The sequence below is a fragment of the Amycolatopsis thailandensis genome, from assembly GCF_042723255.1.
Lineage (GTDB): Bacteria > Actinomycetota > Actinomycetes > Mycobacteriales > Pseudonocardiaceae > Amycolatopsis > Amycolatopsis thailandensis.
The window spans coordinates 1-16,667 of the sequence record NZ_JBHXJK010000066.1 but is presented as its reverse complement, the minus strand read 5'-3'; the positions used below and the strand labels follow the sequence as shown (position 1 = coordinate 16,667).

Below are 16,667 nucleotides of genomic sequence, written 5' to 3'. Positions count from 1 at the left end.
CGAGAACGAACCCCAGGGACGTACCCTGAGGTCGAAGTCGTTCTCACACAACAGGACTGGGCACATGGACTCCGTGGCAGGCGCGGTCGGCCGGATGGTCGACCGCGGATGTGATCTCCTCGAGCTGATCGAGTTCCTCCGGGCCCGCGAAACGTTTCGGCTGTCTCCGCTGCGCCTCATGTGGATCCTCGACAACGAGGCGGGCATCCCCTGGACGACCACACGAAGGGAGTTCGGGTCGATGTTCGATCCCGACCTCCAGCCGCTCACCTCGTGGGCGGAGATCGAAACCCGCTGGCAAGCCCTCCTCCACGCGCGACGAACCTGAGCGAGGCCCCACCGGGGCTCCGATCGTCCTTACCCACTCACGAGGCGCCGTGATGGGGCCAGCAGCTCACGGAGCCATGAGGGCGAAGTTCGTGCTGGGACGCCCTCCGATGCACTACGGCCTGCCTACCGACCGAAGTACACCGCCGGGTGCCTGTCCCCCGCGTCAGCCGTTCGGCAGCTTCGTCCTGGAGTTCGTCCGCGCCTGGGCGATTTGTTCGGGCGTCGTGGCATCGGCTCCGGTCAGGTCGGCTTCGGTCAGGTTGGCCGCGGAAAGATTCGCCGCGCCGAGATAGGCGTCGTTCAGTTTCGCGGCGAACAGGTTGGCGCCCATCAGTTTCGCGGCGCCGAGGCTCGCGCGGGTCAGGTTGGCCTGTGGCAGGTCGGCTCCGTTGAGGGTGGCGTCACCGAGGCGGGCGTAGGTCAGGTCCACCTGGTCCAGGTGCGCGCGAGTCAAGTCGGCCGAGGTCAGGGTGGCGTCGACCAGGTTCGCCTCGGAAAGGTCGGCGCTGTGAAGCCGCGCGTGGGTGAGGCTCGCGTTGTGCAGGTCGGCCTGCCGCAGGAGCGCGTTCTCCAGTGAGGCTTCGTGCAACAGAACGAAAGCGAGGTTGGCGCCGGTGAGGTCCGCGCCCGCCAGCTTGGCCCTGCTGAGATCCGCGCCCGCCAGTTCGGTCTGGTGCAGGTCGATCCGTGCTGAACCGCCGTCCGGCCGGCGGTTCAGCACGGTCAGCACCGCCTGGACGTCCGGCGGTGGCCGGACCGGGCTCTTGGCCGTCCGGCTCGGCCGAGGGGGCGTTGTGGTGGTGGACGGTGGCGTGACCTTCCGCGGCGCGTGCTCCCGGACGAACGCGCACAGCACCTCCACGATGGTCGGCACATCCGCGGCGGAGTCGCGCATCAGGCGTTCGAGGGAGTAGATCGCGCCCAGGCGCACGTCGATCTTCTCCGACCCCAACTGGTCCGTGGCCCGGCTGTAGCGATCGGTGATCTGTCCCTGTTCGGTCAGCCGTAGTTGCTCGGTCGTCGACCGGGAGGTGTAGACGAGCGCGGCGATCGCTGTCAGCACGGTCAAGCCCGAAACAATCGACTGCACCCAGTTGTGCTTCGACGCCGCGGCGGGGCGGCGGACCGGCCGCGGCGTCATCCGGGAGTACAACCGCCGCCGCGGGACGGCTTTTCTGATGTAGCGGCGCATTGATCCGTCGCTTTCCGGAAACCGTCAAGCCGACTCGGCCGGCCGCCACGGTTTGGGCAGCCAGACCCAGCGGGAACCGAGGTACACCAAGCCGTCGTAGGCCATCCCGAGGTCGCTGCCCGGCACGACGTACTTCCAGCGGTAGAAAGTCAATCCCGGTTTCAGGGATGGAGCGATCTTCGCGTAGCCGCCCGGGAAATGGACGAAGTTCCCGGCCTTCGCCTTGAGGTCCTCGCTGGAGGCGGCCCAGAGTTCCAGTTCGGTCTGGTCCGGTTTGGCGATGGGCCCGGTCTCCGGCGTCGCGAACTGTTTGCCGTAGTACGCCTCGGCTTTCGCGGCGAGTTCGCCCTCGAAGACGGCCCGGCAGTCTTCCGCCGTCGGAACGAGGGTCTTGATCAGCGGCAGCGGATCGCCGGTGCGGAGATCCGTGACCAGCTGACGGGCACCGTCCTGGGTGCCGGGGTAACGGCTCCCAGGTGATTCGGGCTGAGTCGAACTACAGCCGGTCAAGGCCAGGATCAGGACTGCGTACAAGACGACGGTTCTCATGTGGCTCCCACTCGCGGACACCGATGACAGTCGAGGCGCCGGTGGGATTCGTTACGCCATGGTGATTCTCGCCGTCAGACGTGACGTCGGGCTTTCGACGGTCCTCGGCGGGATGCTGCCAAGACGTTCGTTTGTCAGGTGACAGGAAGCGCGACCTGGCCAGACTTACCGCGGAGTCCGGGCTGATCACCCTGTCGCAGCGCCGACCTGCTCGCGCAGTACGGCCAGCTTCTCGGCGGCGCCGGTGTTCGGGGCGGCCCAGTTGAGCACGATGTGCAGGTCGGCGTGCTCGATGGTCAGGATGTCGCAGTCCAGGACGATTTCTCCGAGCTCGGCGTGGACGACCGTTTTGTGTGAGCGGCCGATCGGCACGGTCTCGTAGCGGCTCCAGAGGTCGGCGAACCGGGGGTCGGCCTCGCGGAGGCCGTTGATCAGTTCGGTGACGGCGCGGTCGTCGGGGTAGCGGTCGGCGGCCCGTCGCAGATCGGACACCATCATGCGCTCGAACGCGTCGGCGTGGGCGGTGTCGCGTTCGATGCGGGACGCGCCGGGCGGGCGCGGGGCGGCGAAATGGCTCCAGATCATGTTGTTCAGGCTGGTACCGGGTTCGGCGGAGCTGCCGAACAGTTCGCCCCAGAGGGGGTTCGATTGCACGATGTCCCACGAGGCGGTGAACACCGCCAGCGGGGTGTCGCTCATCCGGTCGATCATGCGTTGCACGCCGGGCGGCACCGTTCGGGGCACCGAACCGGACGGAGGGACCACCGAACCGGCCAGCCGGTAGAGAAGGTCGCGGTCCACCGGGTTGAGTCGCAGCGTCCGCGCGAGGGCCCCGAGCACCTGGGGCGACGGGTTGCCGGCGCGGCCCTGTTCGAGCTGCACCAGGTAGTCGACCGAGATTCCGGCCAGCACGGCCAGCTCCTCGCGCCGGAGTCCGGGCACCCGCCTTAGGCCGCCTGCGGGCAGGCCGACTTCAGCCGGGCGGATCCGCTCGCGCCAGGCGCGCAAGGCGGTGCCGAGTTCCTTGTGCGTGCTCACCGTTCCAGTATGCATTCCTGCCTCAGAAGCTGGGTGGTACCCGGATTACCAGGGACGACAACGCCTGGTGCGCCTGTGTCGCCGCGTCGACCATCGAGTCACACGGACACACCGAGCGGCGGGACTTCGCCGCTCTTGGACAACAAGGAACTTGTGATGACGCGAACCATCGGAATCATCGGCTCCGGCCTGGCCGGCGGCGCGATCGCCCGGCTGGCCGTCGACGCGGGCTATCGCGTCGTGCTCAGCAACTCGCGGGGCCCGGAGACGATCTCGGCACTGACCCGGGAGCTCGGGCCGCTCGCGCGTGCCGGAACCGTCGACGAGGCGATCGCGGCGGGAGACATCGTCGCGCTCCCTCTCCCGCTCGCGGGTCTCGAGGCGCTACCGGCCGGCACGCTCGCCGGGAAGGTGGTCATCGACCAGACGAACTACTACCCCGAGTTCTGGCGCAACACCGAGCTCGACAGCGGGGAGCTCACCTCGAGCGAGCTCGTGCAGCGGCACCTCAAGGACTCCATCGTCGTGAAGGCTTTGCACAACCTCGACTGGAATCACATGTACTCCAACGCCCGCCCGAAGGGCGACCCCGAACGGACGACCATGCCTATCGCCGGTGACGACGCCGCGGCCAAGGAGACCGTGACCCGGTTCCTGGAGACGGTCGGCTACGACGTGGTCGACGCCGGCTCGCTCGCCGAAAGCTGGCGTATCGAGCCGAACACCCCGATCTACTTCTGGCCGTACGCCCCCGCCATTCCGGAAGGCCTCACCGGGGACGAGGAAAAGAGCTACTACCTCAAGCAGCCGGTCCCGCCCGTCACACCCGAGGACGCCCGAAAGATGATCGACAGCGCGGAGCGCCTGTCTCCGCCCGGCGGAACGCTCGCGGCCATGCCGCCCGCCCACGTCGCCATCTTCATGGACCTCGCGAGCGGCAACACCGTCCAGAAGTAGTGCCGGGACGCCGTCACGATCGTCGGCGTGCCCATCGCAGCCGTCCGGGGACTCGTCGTTCGCCCCCCGGACGGCTGCGGATCGCGGACGCGGTTTCAGTTACCGCGCCGCTCGCTCTCGCGGTCGCCGAGCCAGTTGAGGACTTCGCGGTTGAACACCTCGGGAGCGTTGCGGGCGATGAAGTGGCCGGCGCCCCCGATCCGCTTGATCGTCAGTGGACCCTCGATGAACTCTCGGCCGACGAACAGCTGCTCCGGCCCGATGTAGGGGTCGGTCATCGAGTAGAACAACAGGACCGGCACCGTCGCCGACGGCAGGGGATCCATCTTCTTGGAGGTGTCCGGATTCATCGTCGCGCGGTACCAGTTGAGCCAGCTGGCCTTCAACCCGTTCGGGCGCTCCCAGTCCGCGAGGATGAGGTCCATGTCCGGGTGCCAGTCGAAGAACTCCCTCGCGAGAGCCCAGTCGTCTTCCCGCAGCGCCTCTTCCGCTGCCTCGAACTGGAAGTAGCTCATGTACCAGGACCTCCGTCGCTGGTCGATGGCCGGATTGACGAAGAAGCCGTTGAGGTGGCTGACGTTCTCCGAGATGAGACCGAGCACCCGGTCGGGATTCAGCGCGGCGAACATCCACAGCGGGATGCTCCCGCGGTCGCCGCCCTCGACGTAGAACTTGTCGATCCCCAGCGCGTCCACGACCGCCAGGGCGCGGTCGTAGTCGCGGGGGGCCCAGTAGAGCTCCACGTCTTCAGGGCGGTCGGATCCACCGGCGCCCAGGTGCTCCGGGATGACCACGCGATAACCGGCTCCGACGAGCGCCGGGACGTTGAACCGGAACTCCGAGGAGTTGTGCGGGGCACCGTGCAGCATGACCACGGTCGGCGCATCGGCCGGTCCCTCGTCGTACACCCGCAGCCGGTGGCCGAGGGCGTCGATCATCTTGTAGTTCTCGCTGGGCAGCTCGTCCGTTCCGGTGGCGGACACCTTCTGTGCAGTGCTCATGGACTCAACCGTAGGACCACCATGGAATAAGATGAATAATGTGAACTCCGAAAAACCTTACTCATCGTCCACGCGAGAGATGGTCGTCGGCTCCGGCGATCCGATCGTCGACGTGCTGCGATTACTGCGCACGCAGGCCGTCCTGCCGGTACGAGTGCACGCCGCCTCGCCGTGGGCGGTGCGCTTCGACCCGCACATCCACGTCAAGCTGGGCGTCGTCCTCACGGGCGAATGCTGGATGACCCTCGACGGATGCGAGCCGCTGCTTCTGCACACGGGCGACTTCTTCCTGCTGAACAACCCACCCGCCTACACACTCGCCAGCGCGCTCGAGGTGGCACCATGCGAAGCCGCCGACTTCCAGGCCGGAGAGAACGACGGCGAGGTGCGCATCGGAACCAGGGCCGACGAAGACACCTACGTGTGCTGCATCGACTTCGTGTTCGAGGAGACCAACACCTCGATGCTGTTCGACGTACTCCCACCCATCGTGGTGGTCCGAGCCGACGACCCACGCGGAGCACTCCTCACCAACTTGTCCGCGCTCACAGTCGCCGAGATGGAGTCCGGCGGCGTCGGCAGAACCCTCGTGCTGGAGCACCTCGCCCAACTCATCCTGGTTCACATGCTGCGGGTCCACGCGGACGCCACTGAACACCCCGTCGGCTGGCTCGGGGCATTGGTCGAAGACGGTGTCGGGTCAGCGCTGCGCGCGATGCACGCAGACGTGAGCCGACGCTGGACACTCGACGAACTCGCCTCGATCAGCCGCATGTCACGGTCGGCGTTCGCAGCCTCGTTCAAGGCCAAGGTCGGCACAGCGCCGTTGACCTACCTGATCGAATGGCGGATGAGCCTGGCCCGCGACGCCCTGCGCAACGACACCCGGACCATCTCCGAACTGGCGGCCGCCACGGGTTACGAATCCGAAAGCGCCTTCAGCACGGCATTCCGCCGCGTCGTCGGGGCGTCGCCTCGACACTTCCGGGACCGAGCGCGCCACCAGAGCAAGGCGTGAGACTGGACGATACGTAAACATTATCGGACTTCGCATTATGGAATTCCTCAGACAATTCCCACAGGTGAAGGACATGAACACCACACAGAAGACGCTTGCCGGAAAGACCGCCCTCGTGACCGGTGGCTCGCGGGGCATCGGACGTTCGATAGCCGAACGCCTCGCGAACGACGGCGCCACCGTCGCACTCACCTACAATGAGAACAAGGACGGCGCCGCCGAAACGGTCACGGCCATCGAAGACCTCGGCGGCACCGCATTCGCACTTCACGCCGACCTCATCGACGCGGAGTCCATTCCGGACCTGTTCACAAAACTCGACAATGAACTCGTTCAGCGCACCGGAACCACAACCCTCGACCTGCTGATCAACAACGCGGGAAACTCCGGCTGGGGAGGCCTCGCGGACGCCACGCCGGAAAGCTGGAACACCCTGTTCGCAGTCCATGCCCGCACCCCTTTCTTCGTTGTCCAAACAGCGTTGAGCCGCCTTTCCGACGGCGGACGGATCGTCAACATCTCCTCCGCCGCGGCCACGCGCCCGATGCAAGCCGTCCCCATGTACTCCATGGCCAAAGCAAGCATCAACAACCTGACCCATGCACTCGCGATGGAACTGGGGCCGCGCGGAATCACGGTGAACGCCGTCGCACCCGGCTGGACACGAACCGACATGAACGCCGCCGTCCGCGAGAACGACGCCATAGTGGCGGAAATCGAAACGGACACCGCGCTCGGGCGCTTCGGCGAAGTCTCGGACATCGCGGCGGTCGTGGCGTTTCTGGCCTCCGACGAAAGCCGATGGGTGACCGCCCAGGTCATCGAGGCGAGCGGCGGCTACAAGCTCTGACCGGCCACTCTGGTCCCCAAGGGCTCACTCCACCCGCCGGCAAGTCCTCAACGCGAAAGGGCGCTGTGGCCCAGTGTTTCGGCCGACCGGAGTCGCGAGATGTCACGAGCCAGATGGGATCTCCTGAGCCGTCGATTGCGAAGGATCCAGGCGCGATCCGCCCGGCGCCCATAGGCCAGCTGAACATGGAAATAGTTGACGTACTCGGCGACGGCCAGAGCCCACAACGCGGCACCCAGCCAGAAACGACCAAGAGATCCCGCCTGTGCCTCCACCACGATAGGCACAACACCGATCGCGATCAGCGCCACGTTCACCGGCGCCAGCACCCGCAACACTCGAACCACGAAGGTAAAAGCGCCACGGTGACCTTCGAGTTCGCGGCGTTTACCCATCCAGTAGGCACTGCCCTGTAACAGCAGGACCGTGGTGAGCAGGTACCCCGACACGTTCGCGACTGTCAGTGGCACCCCCGCCAGCACGAAGAAGACGACGAAGAACACCACGACACTGACCAACTCGCCAACCGCCAGGCTCGCCATCCGTCCTCGCAGCTGCCGCCTCATGGTCACGCTCCCTCGTCCACGCGGGATCAGCCCATGCTAGAGCCCGCGGAGGTTTCACCACGAGTCCGGGACCGGCCAGTGACGCGGCTGAGCAGATCGTGTCAGGGGCACCGATCGAGCATGCCCGCCAGCGCGGTCCGTTCCGGCACGGTGATCGACAGCCCGTACCCGGCTTTGACGACGATCCAATCGGTCGCGTAAGCACACCAGAACGACACCAAGGGCGGCTTCCACTCATCCGGCGCCTTGTCGCCCTTCTCCTGGTTCACGTTGTCGGTCACCACCAGCAGCTGCGGACTAGTCAGGTCATTGGCGAACTGCTCACGCCTGGCCTGATCCCACGACTTCGCGCCGCTGACCCACGCATGAGCCAACGGCACCACGTGGTCCACATCGACATCGGACGCCTTCCGCCACGTCTCGCCGTCGTAAGGGCTGCGCCAGGACCCCGACGTCGGAGCGCAGTCCGCATTGACCCCGACGTTCTCGCCGGCGCGTTTGAGCACTTCCTCTCGCACGTTGCAACTGCCGGACACGGTCTTCCAATGCGGGAACTTATCCCGGTCGTACCCGTCCAGCACCCCGCGGACCGCGACCTGCAACGTGCCCAGCAGCTTCCGTGCCTCGGCCGCCGAAACAGCCGGTGCCGTTCCCTCGGCCGAGCCATTATCCGGAGTGGCCGGTGTGGTGCGAGGTACCTCGCACGAGACCACCGAAGCGAACAGCGCCGCCGCCATCACCGCACGCACGAACCTCAGCCAGACAGCCCGTCTCACGCCGACCACGCCGCTTCCTCCCCCATCGAAACCCACCTACAGGGAGCAGTAAACGGCACCCACGTCTGCGGCGTGACTGGCGAACAGCGCAACTTCCGTGCGGACCTTGAACCCGGCCTCGGCCTCGACACCTGACGCTGCCCGTGCGTGTGGGTAGCCGGTTCAGGACAGCCGGGGTGCTGAACGGACAGCGCCCTGGCCGCCGCCCCGGAAATCGTGGTCCGCTGGGAAGTTCTCCCCGCACCCGTCACCCCATCGCCCACGGGCGACCCCTTACCCCGCCTGAGCAGGTGATAGACGAAGGTAAGGGGCTATATCGGGTACGGGTGTAGGTGATCACCCGATGCCCTGTGGCACCCCTCAGGACGACTCTGATCACTACCAACGAGGCAGTGATGAAGTCCTGAAGGGAAACACCGAGATGAACAGCAACGACGTCCTGCTCACCGGCGTGTTGGCCGAGGTCGACTACCGGACCGAGCAGATGCTCAAGGCCGGCCGCAGCGTCTGGATCGACCGGGCACGACGCGCGGGCAGGCGACTCCGCACACACCGCACCCAGACCCGGGCGACGAACCATTAGCGCGGCGCCGGCCGAACATCGCCCCGGCGGGGCAGCGCGCCACTTCGACCCGGTGAAAGACGTGTCGCGGTACAGCTCCGGCGCTTGGGCGCCAGAGCTATCGCGGGGCTCCGCTGGTGGCCTTCTCGGGTGGCGGTGGTACGGGCGGCGGGATCGCGCGGGGCGTTCACCGATGCGTGTTCATGGTGTCCACGCGATCTTTGTGGACGGCTCTGCGACCCTCTTGACCTGCACGATCGAGAAACTCGGTGTCCAGATGTCCACGTGTAGTCTCCGCACAGTAGAGGTACGCGGCATCCTTGTTCTCGCAAGCTACGGGAGCTACCCGGCCTGGATTGGAGGGCATTGTGACCACCTACGTCGTCACGCGGTCGCCGCATCGCATGCCCCCTTCCATGCCATCCGGTGCCCAAGCTGTGTCTTCTCCGCCCGTGAGTGGGGCGGCGGGGGTCCTGAAGCCCTTCTGCGTGGTTGCGGTAGAGCAGGGACTTGCGGTCTAGCTGGAACTAGCCCGCGCACTCAGGCGAGGCCTCGAGCGTAGTTTTCGCTCGGGGCCTTCGTCGTGTCTACGTAGACACCGTTGTGTTGCAAGGTCTTCTCCTGTGCGTGCGCGTGCGGGACGATTTCCTTGTTCCGGTCCCACCCCGGGATGTCGCCGACAGGGCCGTGGTTCCAGCCACAGCAAGCCCGACTGGTGAGTGCTCGTAAATCCGCAACCACGAAACGCACCATCCTCGCCCGCCCCCTTCTCCATGTTCTCCGGGGCGGGCAGGCGCGTTTCTCGCAGAAGGGGCACGAACATGACCTTGAAAGCGGTGAGCCCGCCCTCGGGGGCCGGCGCCGTCCCGGCCGCGGTCAGACTGACCTGGCCGGAGGCCTTCATCATCACGCTGGCCGTCGGCCTGACCATCTTCCTCAACGTGCACGACCACACCCCGATCGTCGCGGCCGCGGGCATCGCCGCCGGGGTGATGGCCGTGTTCGTCGCCGTGATCACGGTCCCGCGTGGCATCGGCGAGATCACCAAGAACCTGCGGTTCCTCCGCTCGGCAGCCGACGAACTCGCCCGCCTGCATTACGAGCAGGAGGAACGGCGATGACCATGACCATCCCCGGCCAGCAGCAGAACGTCTACGAGGCGGCCGACGCGACCGAGTTCCGGGCCCTGCTGGGCCGGGTTCTGGGTCAGTCGCCGCTGAGCTGCGGCCAGATCGCGATCAAGACCGGCATGCCGCGGTCAACCGCCTACAGCCTGCCCGACACCAAACGCACCGGCCTGCCCAGCAACCCCGACCAGGTCGAGGCCTTCGTCAAGGCCTGCGGCCTCACCCCCACTCAGGTCGATCTGGTGATGGACCTGTGGCACAAGCTGCATCAGGAGGCGGAGAACATCCGCTCCAACAGTGAAAAGGCTGTCGACGACACCGCGCCCCCCTCGATGACGAAGCGTGCGGAGGCAGCCAGCGGTCTCCCCAGCAAGTACGAACGAATACTCACGGACAGCGACACCAATTTCTTCATCGGTGACGCCAGTTTGCTGCGCACCGCTGAAGGATGCGCGAAGTTTCCCCATCGCACGCTGTTGTTCTCGCACCGGAACACCAGCTGGACCGAGTTGCTGCACTATGTCCTGGGTGACGAACGCCGGACTCGCCGCGCGGTCACGCTGCTCATCCCGATCACGCTGCTGTTGCTCAGCATCGTGTGCGCGCTGGTGTTCCTCGCGGTCAAGATGCCCACGACCACGCCCCTGGTAGTGGCCGGGCTGCTCTCCCCGCTCCTGCTTACTCTGCGCAAGAACGGGCGGAAGCCGACGAAGAAGGTCTCCGCCGACGACTAGCACCTGATGGGCGTCGACAGGCCCGGCGGCCGGTGCGCTGCCGGGCCCCCCGGTTCATCGTCACGGCGACGTTGTGCGGTTCCCAGTCCGCCCGGCCGAGCAGGCGGGTGGCCGGGTTGATCAGCCGCAGGCGTCGGTTGCGCACTGTGCCCTGATCTTTCTCGGCCGCACCGGAGCAGTAGCATCAACAGGTATGTCATCACCGATTTAGGGATCCATCCCGTGTTTTGCACCACTAGCAAGCGCTTAGTCAGTATCGGGGACTCCTTCACCGAGGGTGTCGGCGACGAGGACCCGTCGTTCCCCAACGGCGTCCGGGGCTGGGCAGACCGCGTCGCGGAACGGCTCGCGGCCAACCACCAGGACTTCCGCTACGCGAACCTCGCGATCCGCGGCAAACTCCTCGGGCAGGTCCTCACCGAGCAGCTCGAACCGGCCCTCGCGCTGAACCCGGATCTCGTGACCTTCTACGCGGGTGGCAACGACCTGATGCGGCCGAAGGTCGACATCGACGCTCTGATCGACGACTACGACGTCGCTGTCGGCAGGGTCGTGGCGGCCGGCGCGCGGGTCGTTCTCTTCACGGGCGTCGACGGGGTCGAGGACGCCTTGTTCCGCAAGATCCGGGGCCGCGTCGCGATCTACAACGAGCACGTCCGCGGCATCGCCGCGCGGCACGGGGCGCTGCTGGTGGACATGTGGGCGATGCGCCGTCTCCGCGACCGGCGCCTGTGGGCACCGGATCGCTTGCATCTGAACTCGTCGGGACACAACGAGATCGCCATCGCCGTCCTCGACGCGCTCGGCGAACCGCACAAGCTGACGCCCGCCGAACTCGGACCGCGGCCGCTGCTGAGCCCGCAGGCTCGGCGCACCGAGAACCTCCAGTGGGGCAAGGAACACGCCGTCCCGTGGATCAAGCGCAGGCTGCGCGGCGAATCCTCGGGCGACGCGCTCCCGCCGAAGCGGCCGACGATGGACCCCTACGCCTGACGCGGCCGGAGACCGTCGAAGAGGATGCAGATCGTCCGGGTCCGTAGTTCGGGCCCGGCGTGCTCTGCCGCTTTCGCCGTCCCGATGATCACCGGGATCAGTTCGTCCACACCGAGGTCCTTCCGGACGTCGCCCGTGTCCTGAGCCCGGCTGAGCAGTACGCCGAGCGCGTCCTTGAGACGGACGCCGATGACCGAGCCCGCCGAGGGAACGCTGACTCCGGCCGCCGACAAGGCCTCGAAGTAAGCGTTCTTGGCGTCGGCCATCGCGATCCAGCCGGTCAGGAACCCGAAGAACGCGGCGCCCGGATCGGGCGAGTCCGCGGCGACCGTGGTTTCCGCGTCGTCGACGAAGCGGTGAAGGCGCGCGTAGAGGACCGCCTCCAGTAGGGCTTCTTTCGTCGGGAAGTGCCGGAACACCGTGCCGACGCCGACGCCTGCCTCGCGGGCGACTTCTTCGGTGGGCGCACTGGTGCCTTTGGCCGTGAAGACGCGCTCCGCGGCCTCCAACACCCGCGTGCGGTTACGGCGGGCATCGGCTCGGAGCGGTTTTTCGTCCGTCACAAGCGGGGATCCTAGACCCGGTGTCCAGAGCCGCTACGGGGCCTGGTCCGGGATCTCGTCCAGCACGCGCGCCAGCGCCTTGGGGACACCGGTGCGCCAGCCGCCGCCCATGATCCGGCGTGACATCCGCTGGAACTCGTCGTCGGGATCGAAACCCTCGTGACTGAGGAACAGCCGGGTGCCACGGCCCTCCGGTTCGAGCCGCCACGTCACAGTCCACTCCGGACCCCAGCTGATACTGAGCAACCGCTCCGGCTCCACGGCCAGCACCTCGCAGGCGACCGGCCCGCCCGCGAAACCGGCGGCGGGAACGGGGTCCGCGAGCAGTTCGAACCTGTGCCCCACAACGGGTTTGATGTCGTTCGGCATCCGGAGCCAGTGCTCCAGCAGCTGCGGTTCGGTCAAGGCTCGCCACACCTTCCGCGGAGGATGCGGAAGAAACTGATCGACGTGGATGGCCGTCGGATCCTCGTCGTTCAGAGCTCCTCCTCGTCCAGCAGGTCACGCAGGTTGGCCAGCTTGTCGCGCCAGTACCGTTCATACGGCGAAAGCCAGTCGGAGACTTCTCGCAGCGGACCGGCTTCCAGAGAGTAGACGCGATTGCGTCCCTGGCGCTCTTCCCGGACGAGCCCGGCTTCGCGGAGCACCCGAAGGTGTTCCGACAGGCTCGGTCGCCGCATGTCGAACTGGTCGGCGATCTCCCCCGCCGCCTGTGGGCCGTCGAGGAGAATGCCCAGCACCTCGCGGCGGGCCGGGTTGGCGAGCGCGGCGAAGACGTCGTCGTTGACCGGCACTAGCGCGGCCAGTTCCCGTAGCCGGAGGGTTCGGGCAGCCCCATCGCGTTGCCGTCAGGGTCTTTCAAGGAGGTCACCCGACCCCACGGCATCTCTTCCGCGTCCTCGACCTCGACGCCCCGGGCGCGAAGTTCCGTGATGTCGGCATCGACGTCGGAGGTGCTCAGCTGGAAGTGCACGCGCGTGTCGTGATCGAGACCACCGACGGCGTGGTCGACCAGGACGATGCCGGTTTCCGCCCCCCTGGGCCCGACCATGACGAACGGACCGTGCGGGCCGCTGACGTCGACGAGCAGATCGAAGCCGAGCTTGCCGACGTAGAAGTCACGCGCCTTGACCTGGTCGGACACCGGCACGGTGAGGAACTGGATGCGGTCGATGTTCATACCCAGACGATACGTAGGAGATTTCCTACATGTCAACTTCGACGGAAGGTCCCGCTGCCTGTTGGTCGGATTCCCGGGCTTCGCGCGCCCCGAGCGCCACGCCTGGGACGCTCACCGTCTCGAGCGTGGCGCTCGAGACATCATGAAGTCCGGCGGGGAACAAGGCTCGCCATTGAGCACCCATACAACCTCGACTTAAATAGAGGTCCAGTGTTCGTGACCAGCGCCGCAACGGCTTGAGTTCGCCTATGGACGAACTTTTAGCGTCGTCGGCATGAGCACTGAAACCACGGAACAGTCCCCGCTTCGCGTCGCCGTGATCATCGGGAGCGTCCGGCACGAACGATTCGCCGACGCCATCACGGGCTGGCTGCTGACCGAACTCGCCGCGATCGACGGCTTGGAGGTCGACCCGATCGACCTCGCCGACGTCGACCTCCCGTTGCAGGGAACCCAGCCCGGCGGCACCGAGACGCCGATCAGCGGCAGGCTGCACGCGGCCGACGCCTACCTTGTCGTCACCCCGGAGTACAACCACAGTTTCCCGGCCGCGCTGAAGAACGCGATCGACTGGCACTTCAGCGAATGGGCGCACAAGCCCGTCGCGTTCGTCGGCTACGGCGCGGGTTCGGGTGGAATCCGCGCGATCGAGCAGCTGCGGCTGATCTTCCCCGAGCTCAGGGCCACCACCATCCGCGACGCGGTGCTGCTGAACGCTCCGTGGACCCGTCTCGGTCCGAACGGATACGAGGGCACCGAAGGCGAGCGCGCCGCGCTGGCCGGGACGATGGCCGAGCTGGGCTGGTGGGCCCGCACGCTGCGCGCCGGACGGATCCAGGATCAGGAGAGTGCGGCATGAACCGCCTGACCACACAGGAACTCCGCATCGCGGCGGTGATCGCGCTCGGCGGCTTGATGGCCGTTCTGGACACCACGATCGTCGCGGTCGCGCTGCCGCGGTTCATGACGACCTTCTCCGCGTCCCTCACTACGATCCAGTGGGTCGTGACCGCCTACGCGCTCGCCATGGTCGCGGCGATGCCGTTGGCGGCCACCTTCGCTCAACGCTGGGGTGCCCGCCGGGTGTACCTGGCCGCGCTGCTCGTGTTCGCGGCGTCGTCCGCGGCCGCGGGAGCCGCCGGCGATCTCGGCTGGCTGATCGCGGCAAGGGCCGTGCAGGGGCTGGCAGGCGGCCTGATCAACCCCTTGGGAATGACCATCGGTTTCGGGGCCGTGGACCCGGCGCGCCGGAGCCGGATGACCACGATCACCGGGCTTCCTCTGCTGATCGGACCGATTCTGGGTCCGTTGCTCGGCGGCTTTCTGCTGGACAGCCTGTCGTGGCGGGCGCTGTTCTTCATCACCGTTCCGCCTGCGCTGCTCGGGATCGTCGGCGTGCTGCGCTGGATCCCCGCCGATGTCTCGTCGGCGGAACGCGCCCCGATCGACCTCGTCGGCGGTCTGCTGCTCGTCCCCGGCGTCGTCGCGGTGGCGTACGGGTTCAGCGAAGAGACGCTCGGCGCGGGCACCCGTGCGGCGATCGTCGTGGCCGGGCTGGCGCTCGTGGCCGTGTTCACGCGCCGGTCGTGGCGTCATCCCGCGCCGCTGCTGAACGTCCGGCTCCTGCGTGACCGGACGTTCGGGCGCAACACCGCGATCCTGGTCCTGTACGCCGCGCCGTACTTCGGCTCGATGCTGCTGATGCCCGCCTACATCCAGGTCATCCGCGGTGACTCGCCGATGGTCAGCGCGCTGATGTCGGTGCCGGCCGCGCTCGGGATGGGCATCACCATCCAGTTCGCGGCCCGTGTCCTGGAGCGCTTCGGTCCGCGGGTCGTCGTCGGGACAGGCTTGAGTCTCGCGATCGTCTCGACCGGGCTGACGATGCTCGTCCTCACCCCGGACACCCCTTATCCGCTGTTGGCGCTCTTGGGCGTGTTCCAGGGAGCCGGCACCGGAGCGATCATGATGCCCACGATCGTGAGTGCCGGCCGGAACCTGCGTGGCCCGGACCTCGCGTCCGGTTCCGCGATCCTCCCGCTGTCCAGCACCATCGCGAGCGCGGTCGGCACCGCGGCGGTGAGCGCCGTGTTCACCGGATTGATCGCCGAGGCCACTGGAGGACGGGGACTCGCGGCACTGGGCGATCCGTCGGCGGGCGCGACGCTCGCCGGGGACGTGGTCTCCGCGTATCGCCTGACGCTCGCCGGTGTCCTGGCGGTCATGGTGATCGCCCTGGTGGTCAGGCTGAGGACCCGGCCGGTCCCGGTAGCCTCGGCGGTGGAACCCACGACGGCACGGAGCGCAGCATGACGACCCCGACCCGGCTCGATGCCCACCTGACCATCAGCGAGGTCGCGAGCCGGGCGGGAGTCTCGGCCAACGCCGTCCGGTACTACGAGCGCTACGACGTCATCACCGCGCAGCGCACCGTGGGCAACGCGCGCCGGTTCACCATCGACGCCATCTGCCGGATCCGGCTCGCGGTCGCCGCCCAGCGGGTCGGGCTCAGCCTCGCCGAAAGCGCACAGATCCTGGCCGAGATCCCGCCGATGTCCCCCGACCTCGAGAAGTGGTCCCAGGCCGGGCAACGGCTCATCGACGCCGGCCAGGCCCGCATCGCCGAGCTCACCGCCGTGGTCGACGAGTACCGGACGCTGGACTTCCTCACGCGCTGAACGGTCCTTCCGCGGCGTTCGACCAGCGCGACACCGGGTGGTTCCCCAGACCGGGGTAGGCGACGGCCATCCCCCGGTCCGGGGACATCGACCACAGCAGGGCGGCAGGCGACGCGGCATGGTCCGCCCAGGCCGGGGACCACTCGGGGACGTACCGCTCGTAGATGCGACGGACCCGGGCCAGGTCCTTGGTCTCCAGCCTCGCGGGCCCGGTCATCCGCACCTGACGGACGTCATCGGGCGGGTCGAACGTCGCGACCATGACGGCGACCTCACGGTTCGCGCGAGCGGCGGCCAGGAACGGTGACGGCCGGTCGCCGGCCACCGGGGTGTGGAACCACAGCCTGCCTTCCTCGGCCACGAACCACATCATCGCCAGCGCCGGGTTCTCTCGGCCGGTGGTGGTGGCGACACTGGCGGGCAGGCGCGGCTCGTCGAGGAAGGCTTGTACGGCGAAACTCGCTTCGGTCATGAAGCCACCGTGCAACCTCGACCGCGGTCGAGGTCCAGCCCGAGTACATGAAGGCCCCCTTCCTTGCGCTAGACGCAAGGA

22 protein-coding genes are annotated in these 16,667 nt (G+C 67.3%); 11 read left to right on the top strand and 11 right to left on the bottom strand.

Going from position 1 to position 16,667, the window contains the following annotated elements:
* Positions 1-64: 64 nt before the first annotated feature.
* Positions 65-328: a hypothetical protein gene (locus ACFWMR_RS25200; RefSeq protein ID WP_378380128.1), complete on the top strand. Its 264-nt coding sequence runs from the start codon at positions 65-67 to the stop codon at positions 326-328.
* A gap of 165 nt (positions 329-493) precedes the next feature.
* Here ACFWMR_RS25200 and ACFWMR_RS25195 read toward each other — a convergent pair whose 3' ends face one another.
* The 3 genes from ACFWMR_RS25195 to ACFWMR_RS25185 form a co-directional block, all read right to left on the bottom strand.
* Positions 494-1,522 carry a pentapeptide repeat-containing protein gene (locus ACFWMR_RS25195; RefSeq protein ID WP_378380127.1) on the bottom strand — a complete coding sequence of 343 codons (1,029 nt, stop codon included), beginning with the start codon at positions 1,520-1,522 and terminating at the stop codon, positions 494-496.
* A gap of 24 nt (positions 1,523-1,546) precedes the next feature.
* Entirely contained in the window at positions 1,547-2,071 is a 525-nt protein-coding gene (locus ACFWMR_RS25190) for a hypothetical protein (protein ID WP_143267075.1), read from the bottom strand.
* A 186-nt stretch (positions 2,072-2,257) separates the two neighbouring features.
* Positions 2,258-3,109 (bottom strand): helix-turn-helix transcriptional regulator, encoded by an 852-nt coding sequence (locus ACFWMR_RS25185; RefSeq protein ID WP_378380126.1) that lies wholly within the window; start codon positions 3,107-3,109, stop codon positions 2,258-2,260.
* Positions 3,110-3,265: 156 nt separating this feature from the next.
* Between ACFWMR_RS25185 and ACFWMR_RS25180 the strand changes: the two genes are divergently transcribed.
* Entirely contained in the window at positions 3,266-4,066 is an 801-nt protein-coding gene (locus ACFWMR_RS25180; protein WP_378380125.1) for an NADPH-dependent F420 reductase, read from the top strand.
* Positions 4,067-4,161: 95 nt separating this feature from the next.
* Here the strand turns inward: ACFWMR_RS25180 and ACFWMR_RS25175 are convergent, their stop codons facing one another.
* Positions 4,162-5,067, bottom strand: a complete 906-nt coding sequence (locus tag ACFWMR_RS25175) for an alpha/beta fold hydrolase (RefSeq protein ID WP_378380124.1) — start codon at positions 5,065-5,067, stop codon at positions 4,162-4,164.
* Between ACFWMR_RS25175 and ACFWMR_RS25170 the strand changes: the two genes are divergently transcribed.
* Both ACFWMR_RS25170 and ACFWMR_RS25165 read left to right on the top strand, forming a co-directional pair.
* Positions 5,066-6,085 (top strand): AraC family transcriptional regulator, encoded by a 1,020-nt coding sequence (locus ACFWMR_RS25170; protein ID WP_378380123.1) that lies wholly within the window; start codon positions 5,066-5,068, stop codon positions 6,083-6,085. The two genes, ACFWMR_RS25175 and ACFWMR_RS25170, sit on opposite strands and share 2 nt — an antisense overlap.
* Positions 6,086-6,158: 73 nt before the next feature.
* Positions 6,159-6,935 (top strand): SDR family NAD(P)-dependent oxidoreductase, encoded by a 777-nt coding sequence (locus ACFWMR_RS25165; RefSeq protein WP_378380122.1) that lies wholly within the window; start codon positions 6,159-6,161, stop codon positions 6,933-6,935.
* Between the two features lie 47 nt (positions 6,936-6,982).
* Here the strand turns inward: ACFWMR_RS25165 and ACFWMR_RS25160 are convergent, their stop codons facing one another.
* Both ACFWMR_RS25160 and ACFWMR_RS25155 read right to left on the bottom strand, forming a co-directional pair.
* A complete protein-coding gene (locus tag ACFWMR_RS25160; RefSeq protein WP_378380121.1) occupies positions 6,983-7,501 on the bottom strand; it encodes a hypothetical protein in 519 nt (172 codons plus the stop codon).
* Between the two features lie 101 nt (positions 7,502-7,602).
* Positions 7,603-8,286: an HNH endonuclease family protein gene (locus tag ACFWMR_RS25155; protein ID WP_378380120.1), complete on the bottom strand. Its 684-nt coding sequence runs from the start codon at positions 8,284-8,286 to the stop codon at positions 7,603-7,605.
* Positions 8,287-8,698: 412 nt separating this feature from the next.
* Here ACFWMR_RS25155 and ACFWMR_RS25150 point away from each other — a divergent pair, with 412 nt between their 5' ends.
* The 4 genes from ACFWMR_RS25150 (at position 8,699) to ACFWMR_RS25135 (ending at position 11,693) form a co-directional block, all read left to right on the top strand.
* Positions 8,699-8,860 carry a hypothetical protein gene (locus ACFWMR_RS25150; RefSeq protein WP_167406100.1) on the top strand — a complete coding sequence of 54 codons (162 nt, stop codon included), beginning with the start codon at positions 8,699-8,701 and terminating at the stop codon, positions 8,858-8,860.
* 800 nt (positions 8,861-9,660) lie between these two features.
* Positions 9,661-9,960 (top strand): hypothetical protein, encoded by a 300-nt coding sequence (locus ACFWMR_RS25145; RefSeq protein WP_378380119.1) that lies wholly within the window; start codon positions 9,661-9,663, stop codon positions 9,958-9,960.
* Positions 9,957-10,700 carry a hypothetical protein gene (locus ACFWMR_RS25140; RefSeq protein ID WP_378380118.1) on the top strand — a complete coding sequence of 248 codons (744 nt, stop codon included), beginning with the start codon at positions 9,957-9,959 and terminating at the stop codon, positions 10,698-10,700. The genes ACFWMR_RS25145 and ACFWMR_RS25140 overlap by 4 nt, the downstream gene beginning before the upstream one ends.
* Positions 10,701-10,922: 222 nt before the next feature.
* On the top strand, positions 10,923-11,693 hold the full coding sequence (locus ACFWMR_RS25135) for an SGNH/GDSL hydrolase family protein (protein WP_378380117.1): 771 nt from the start codon (positions 10,923-10,925) through the stop codon (positions 11,691-11,693).
* On the opposite strand, the gene ACFWMR_RS25130 is transcribed toward ACFWMR_RS25135, so the two are convergent.
* Genes ACFWMR_RS25130 through ACFWMR_RS25115 form a run of 4 tightly spaced genes read right to left on the bottom strand, consistent with a single transcriptional unit; the run spans position 11,684 to position 13,436 of the window.
* Complete coding sequence (locus tag ACFWMR_RS25130) at positions 11,684-12,256, bottom strand: TetR/AcrR family transcriptional regulator (protein WP_093934100.1); 573 nt, start codon at positions 12,254-12,256, stop codon at positions 11,684-11,686. The two genes, ACFWMR_RS25135 and ACFWMR_RS25130, sit on opposite strands and share 10 nt — an antisense overlap.
* A 33-nt stretch (positions 12,257-12,289) precedes the next feature.
* The gene (locus ACFWMR_RS25125) at positions 12,290-12,712 is read right to left on the bottom strand and encodes an SRPBCC family protein (RefSeq protein ID WP_378380133.1); all 423 of its coding nucleotides are present in this window, start codon (positions 12,710-12,712) and stop codon (positions 12,290-12,292) included.
* Positions 12,713-12,732: 20 nt separating this feature from the next.
* Positions 12,733-13,050, bottom strand: a complete 318-nt coding sequence (locus tag ACFWMR_RS25120; RefSeq protein WP_093934098.1) for a metalloregulator ArsR/SmtB family transcription factor — start codon at positions 13,048-13,050, stop codon at positions 12,733-12,735.
* On the bottom strand, positions 13,050-13,436 hold the full coding sequence (locus tag ACFWMR_RS25115) for a VOC family protein (RefSeq protein ID WP_378380116.1): 387 nt from the start codon (positions 13,434-13,436) through the stop codon (positions 13,050-13,052). Before ACFWMR_RS25115 ends, ACFWMR_RS25120 begins: the two co-directional genes overlap by 1 nt.
* Positions 13,437-13,710: 274 nt before the next feature.
* Between ACFWMR_RS25115 and ACFWMR_RS25110 the strand changes: the two genes are divergently transcribed.
* The 3 genes from ACFWMR_RS25110 to ACFWMR_RS25100 are packed head-to-tail and all read left to right on the top strand — an operon-like array spanning position 13,711 to position 16,114.
* A complete protein-coding gene (locus tag ACFWMR_RS25110) occupies positions 13,711-14,295 on the top strand; it encodes an NADPH-dependent FMN reductase (protein WP_378380115.1) in 585 nt (194 codons plus the stop codon).
* Positions 14,292-15,749: a DHA2 family efflux MFS transporter permease subunit gene (locus ACFWMR_RS25105; protein ID WP_378380114.1), complete on the top strand. Its 1,458-nt coding sequence runs from the start codon at positions 14,292-14,294 to the stop codon at positions 15,747-15,749. The genes ACFWMR_RS25110 and ACFWMR_RS25105 overlap by 4 nt, the downstream gene beginning before the upstream one ends.
* A complete protein-coding gene (locus ACFWMR_RS25100) occupies positions 15,746-16,114 on the top strand; it encodes a MerR family transcriptional regulator (protein ID WP_378380113.1) in 369 nt (122 codons plus the stop codon). The genes ACFWMR_RS25105 and ACFWMR_RS25100 overlap by 4 nt, the downstream gene beginning before the upstream one ends.
* Here the strand turns inward: ACFWMR_RS25100 and ACFWMR_RS25095 are convergent.
* Positions 16,104-16,586, bottom strand: a complete 483-nt coding sequence (locus tag ACFWMR_RS25095) for a pyridoxamine 5'-phosphate oxidase family protein (RefSeq protein WP_378380112.1) — start codon at positions 16,584-16,586, stop codon at positions 16,104-16,106. The genes ACFWMR_RS25100 and ACFWMR_RS25095 overlap by 11 nt on opposite strands.
* Positions 16,587-16,667: the final 81 nt, after the last annotated feature.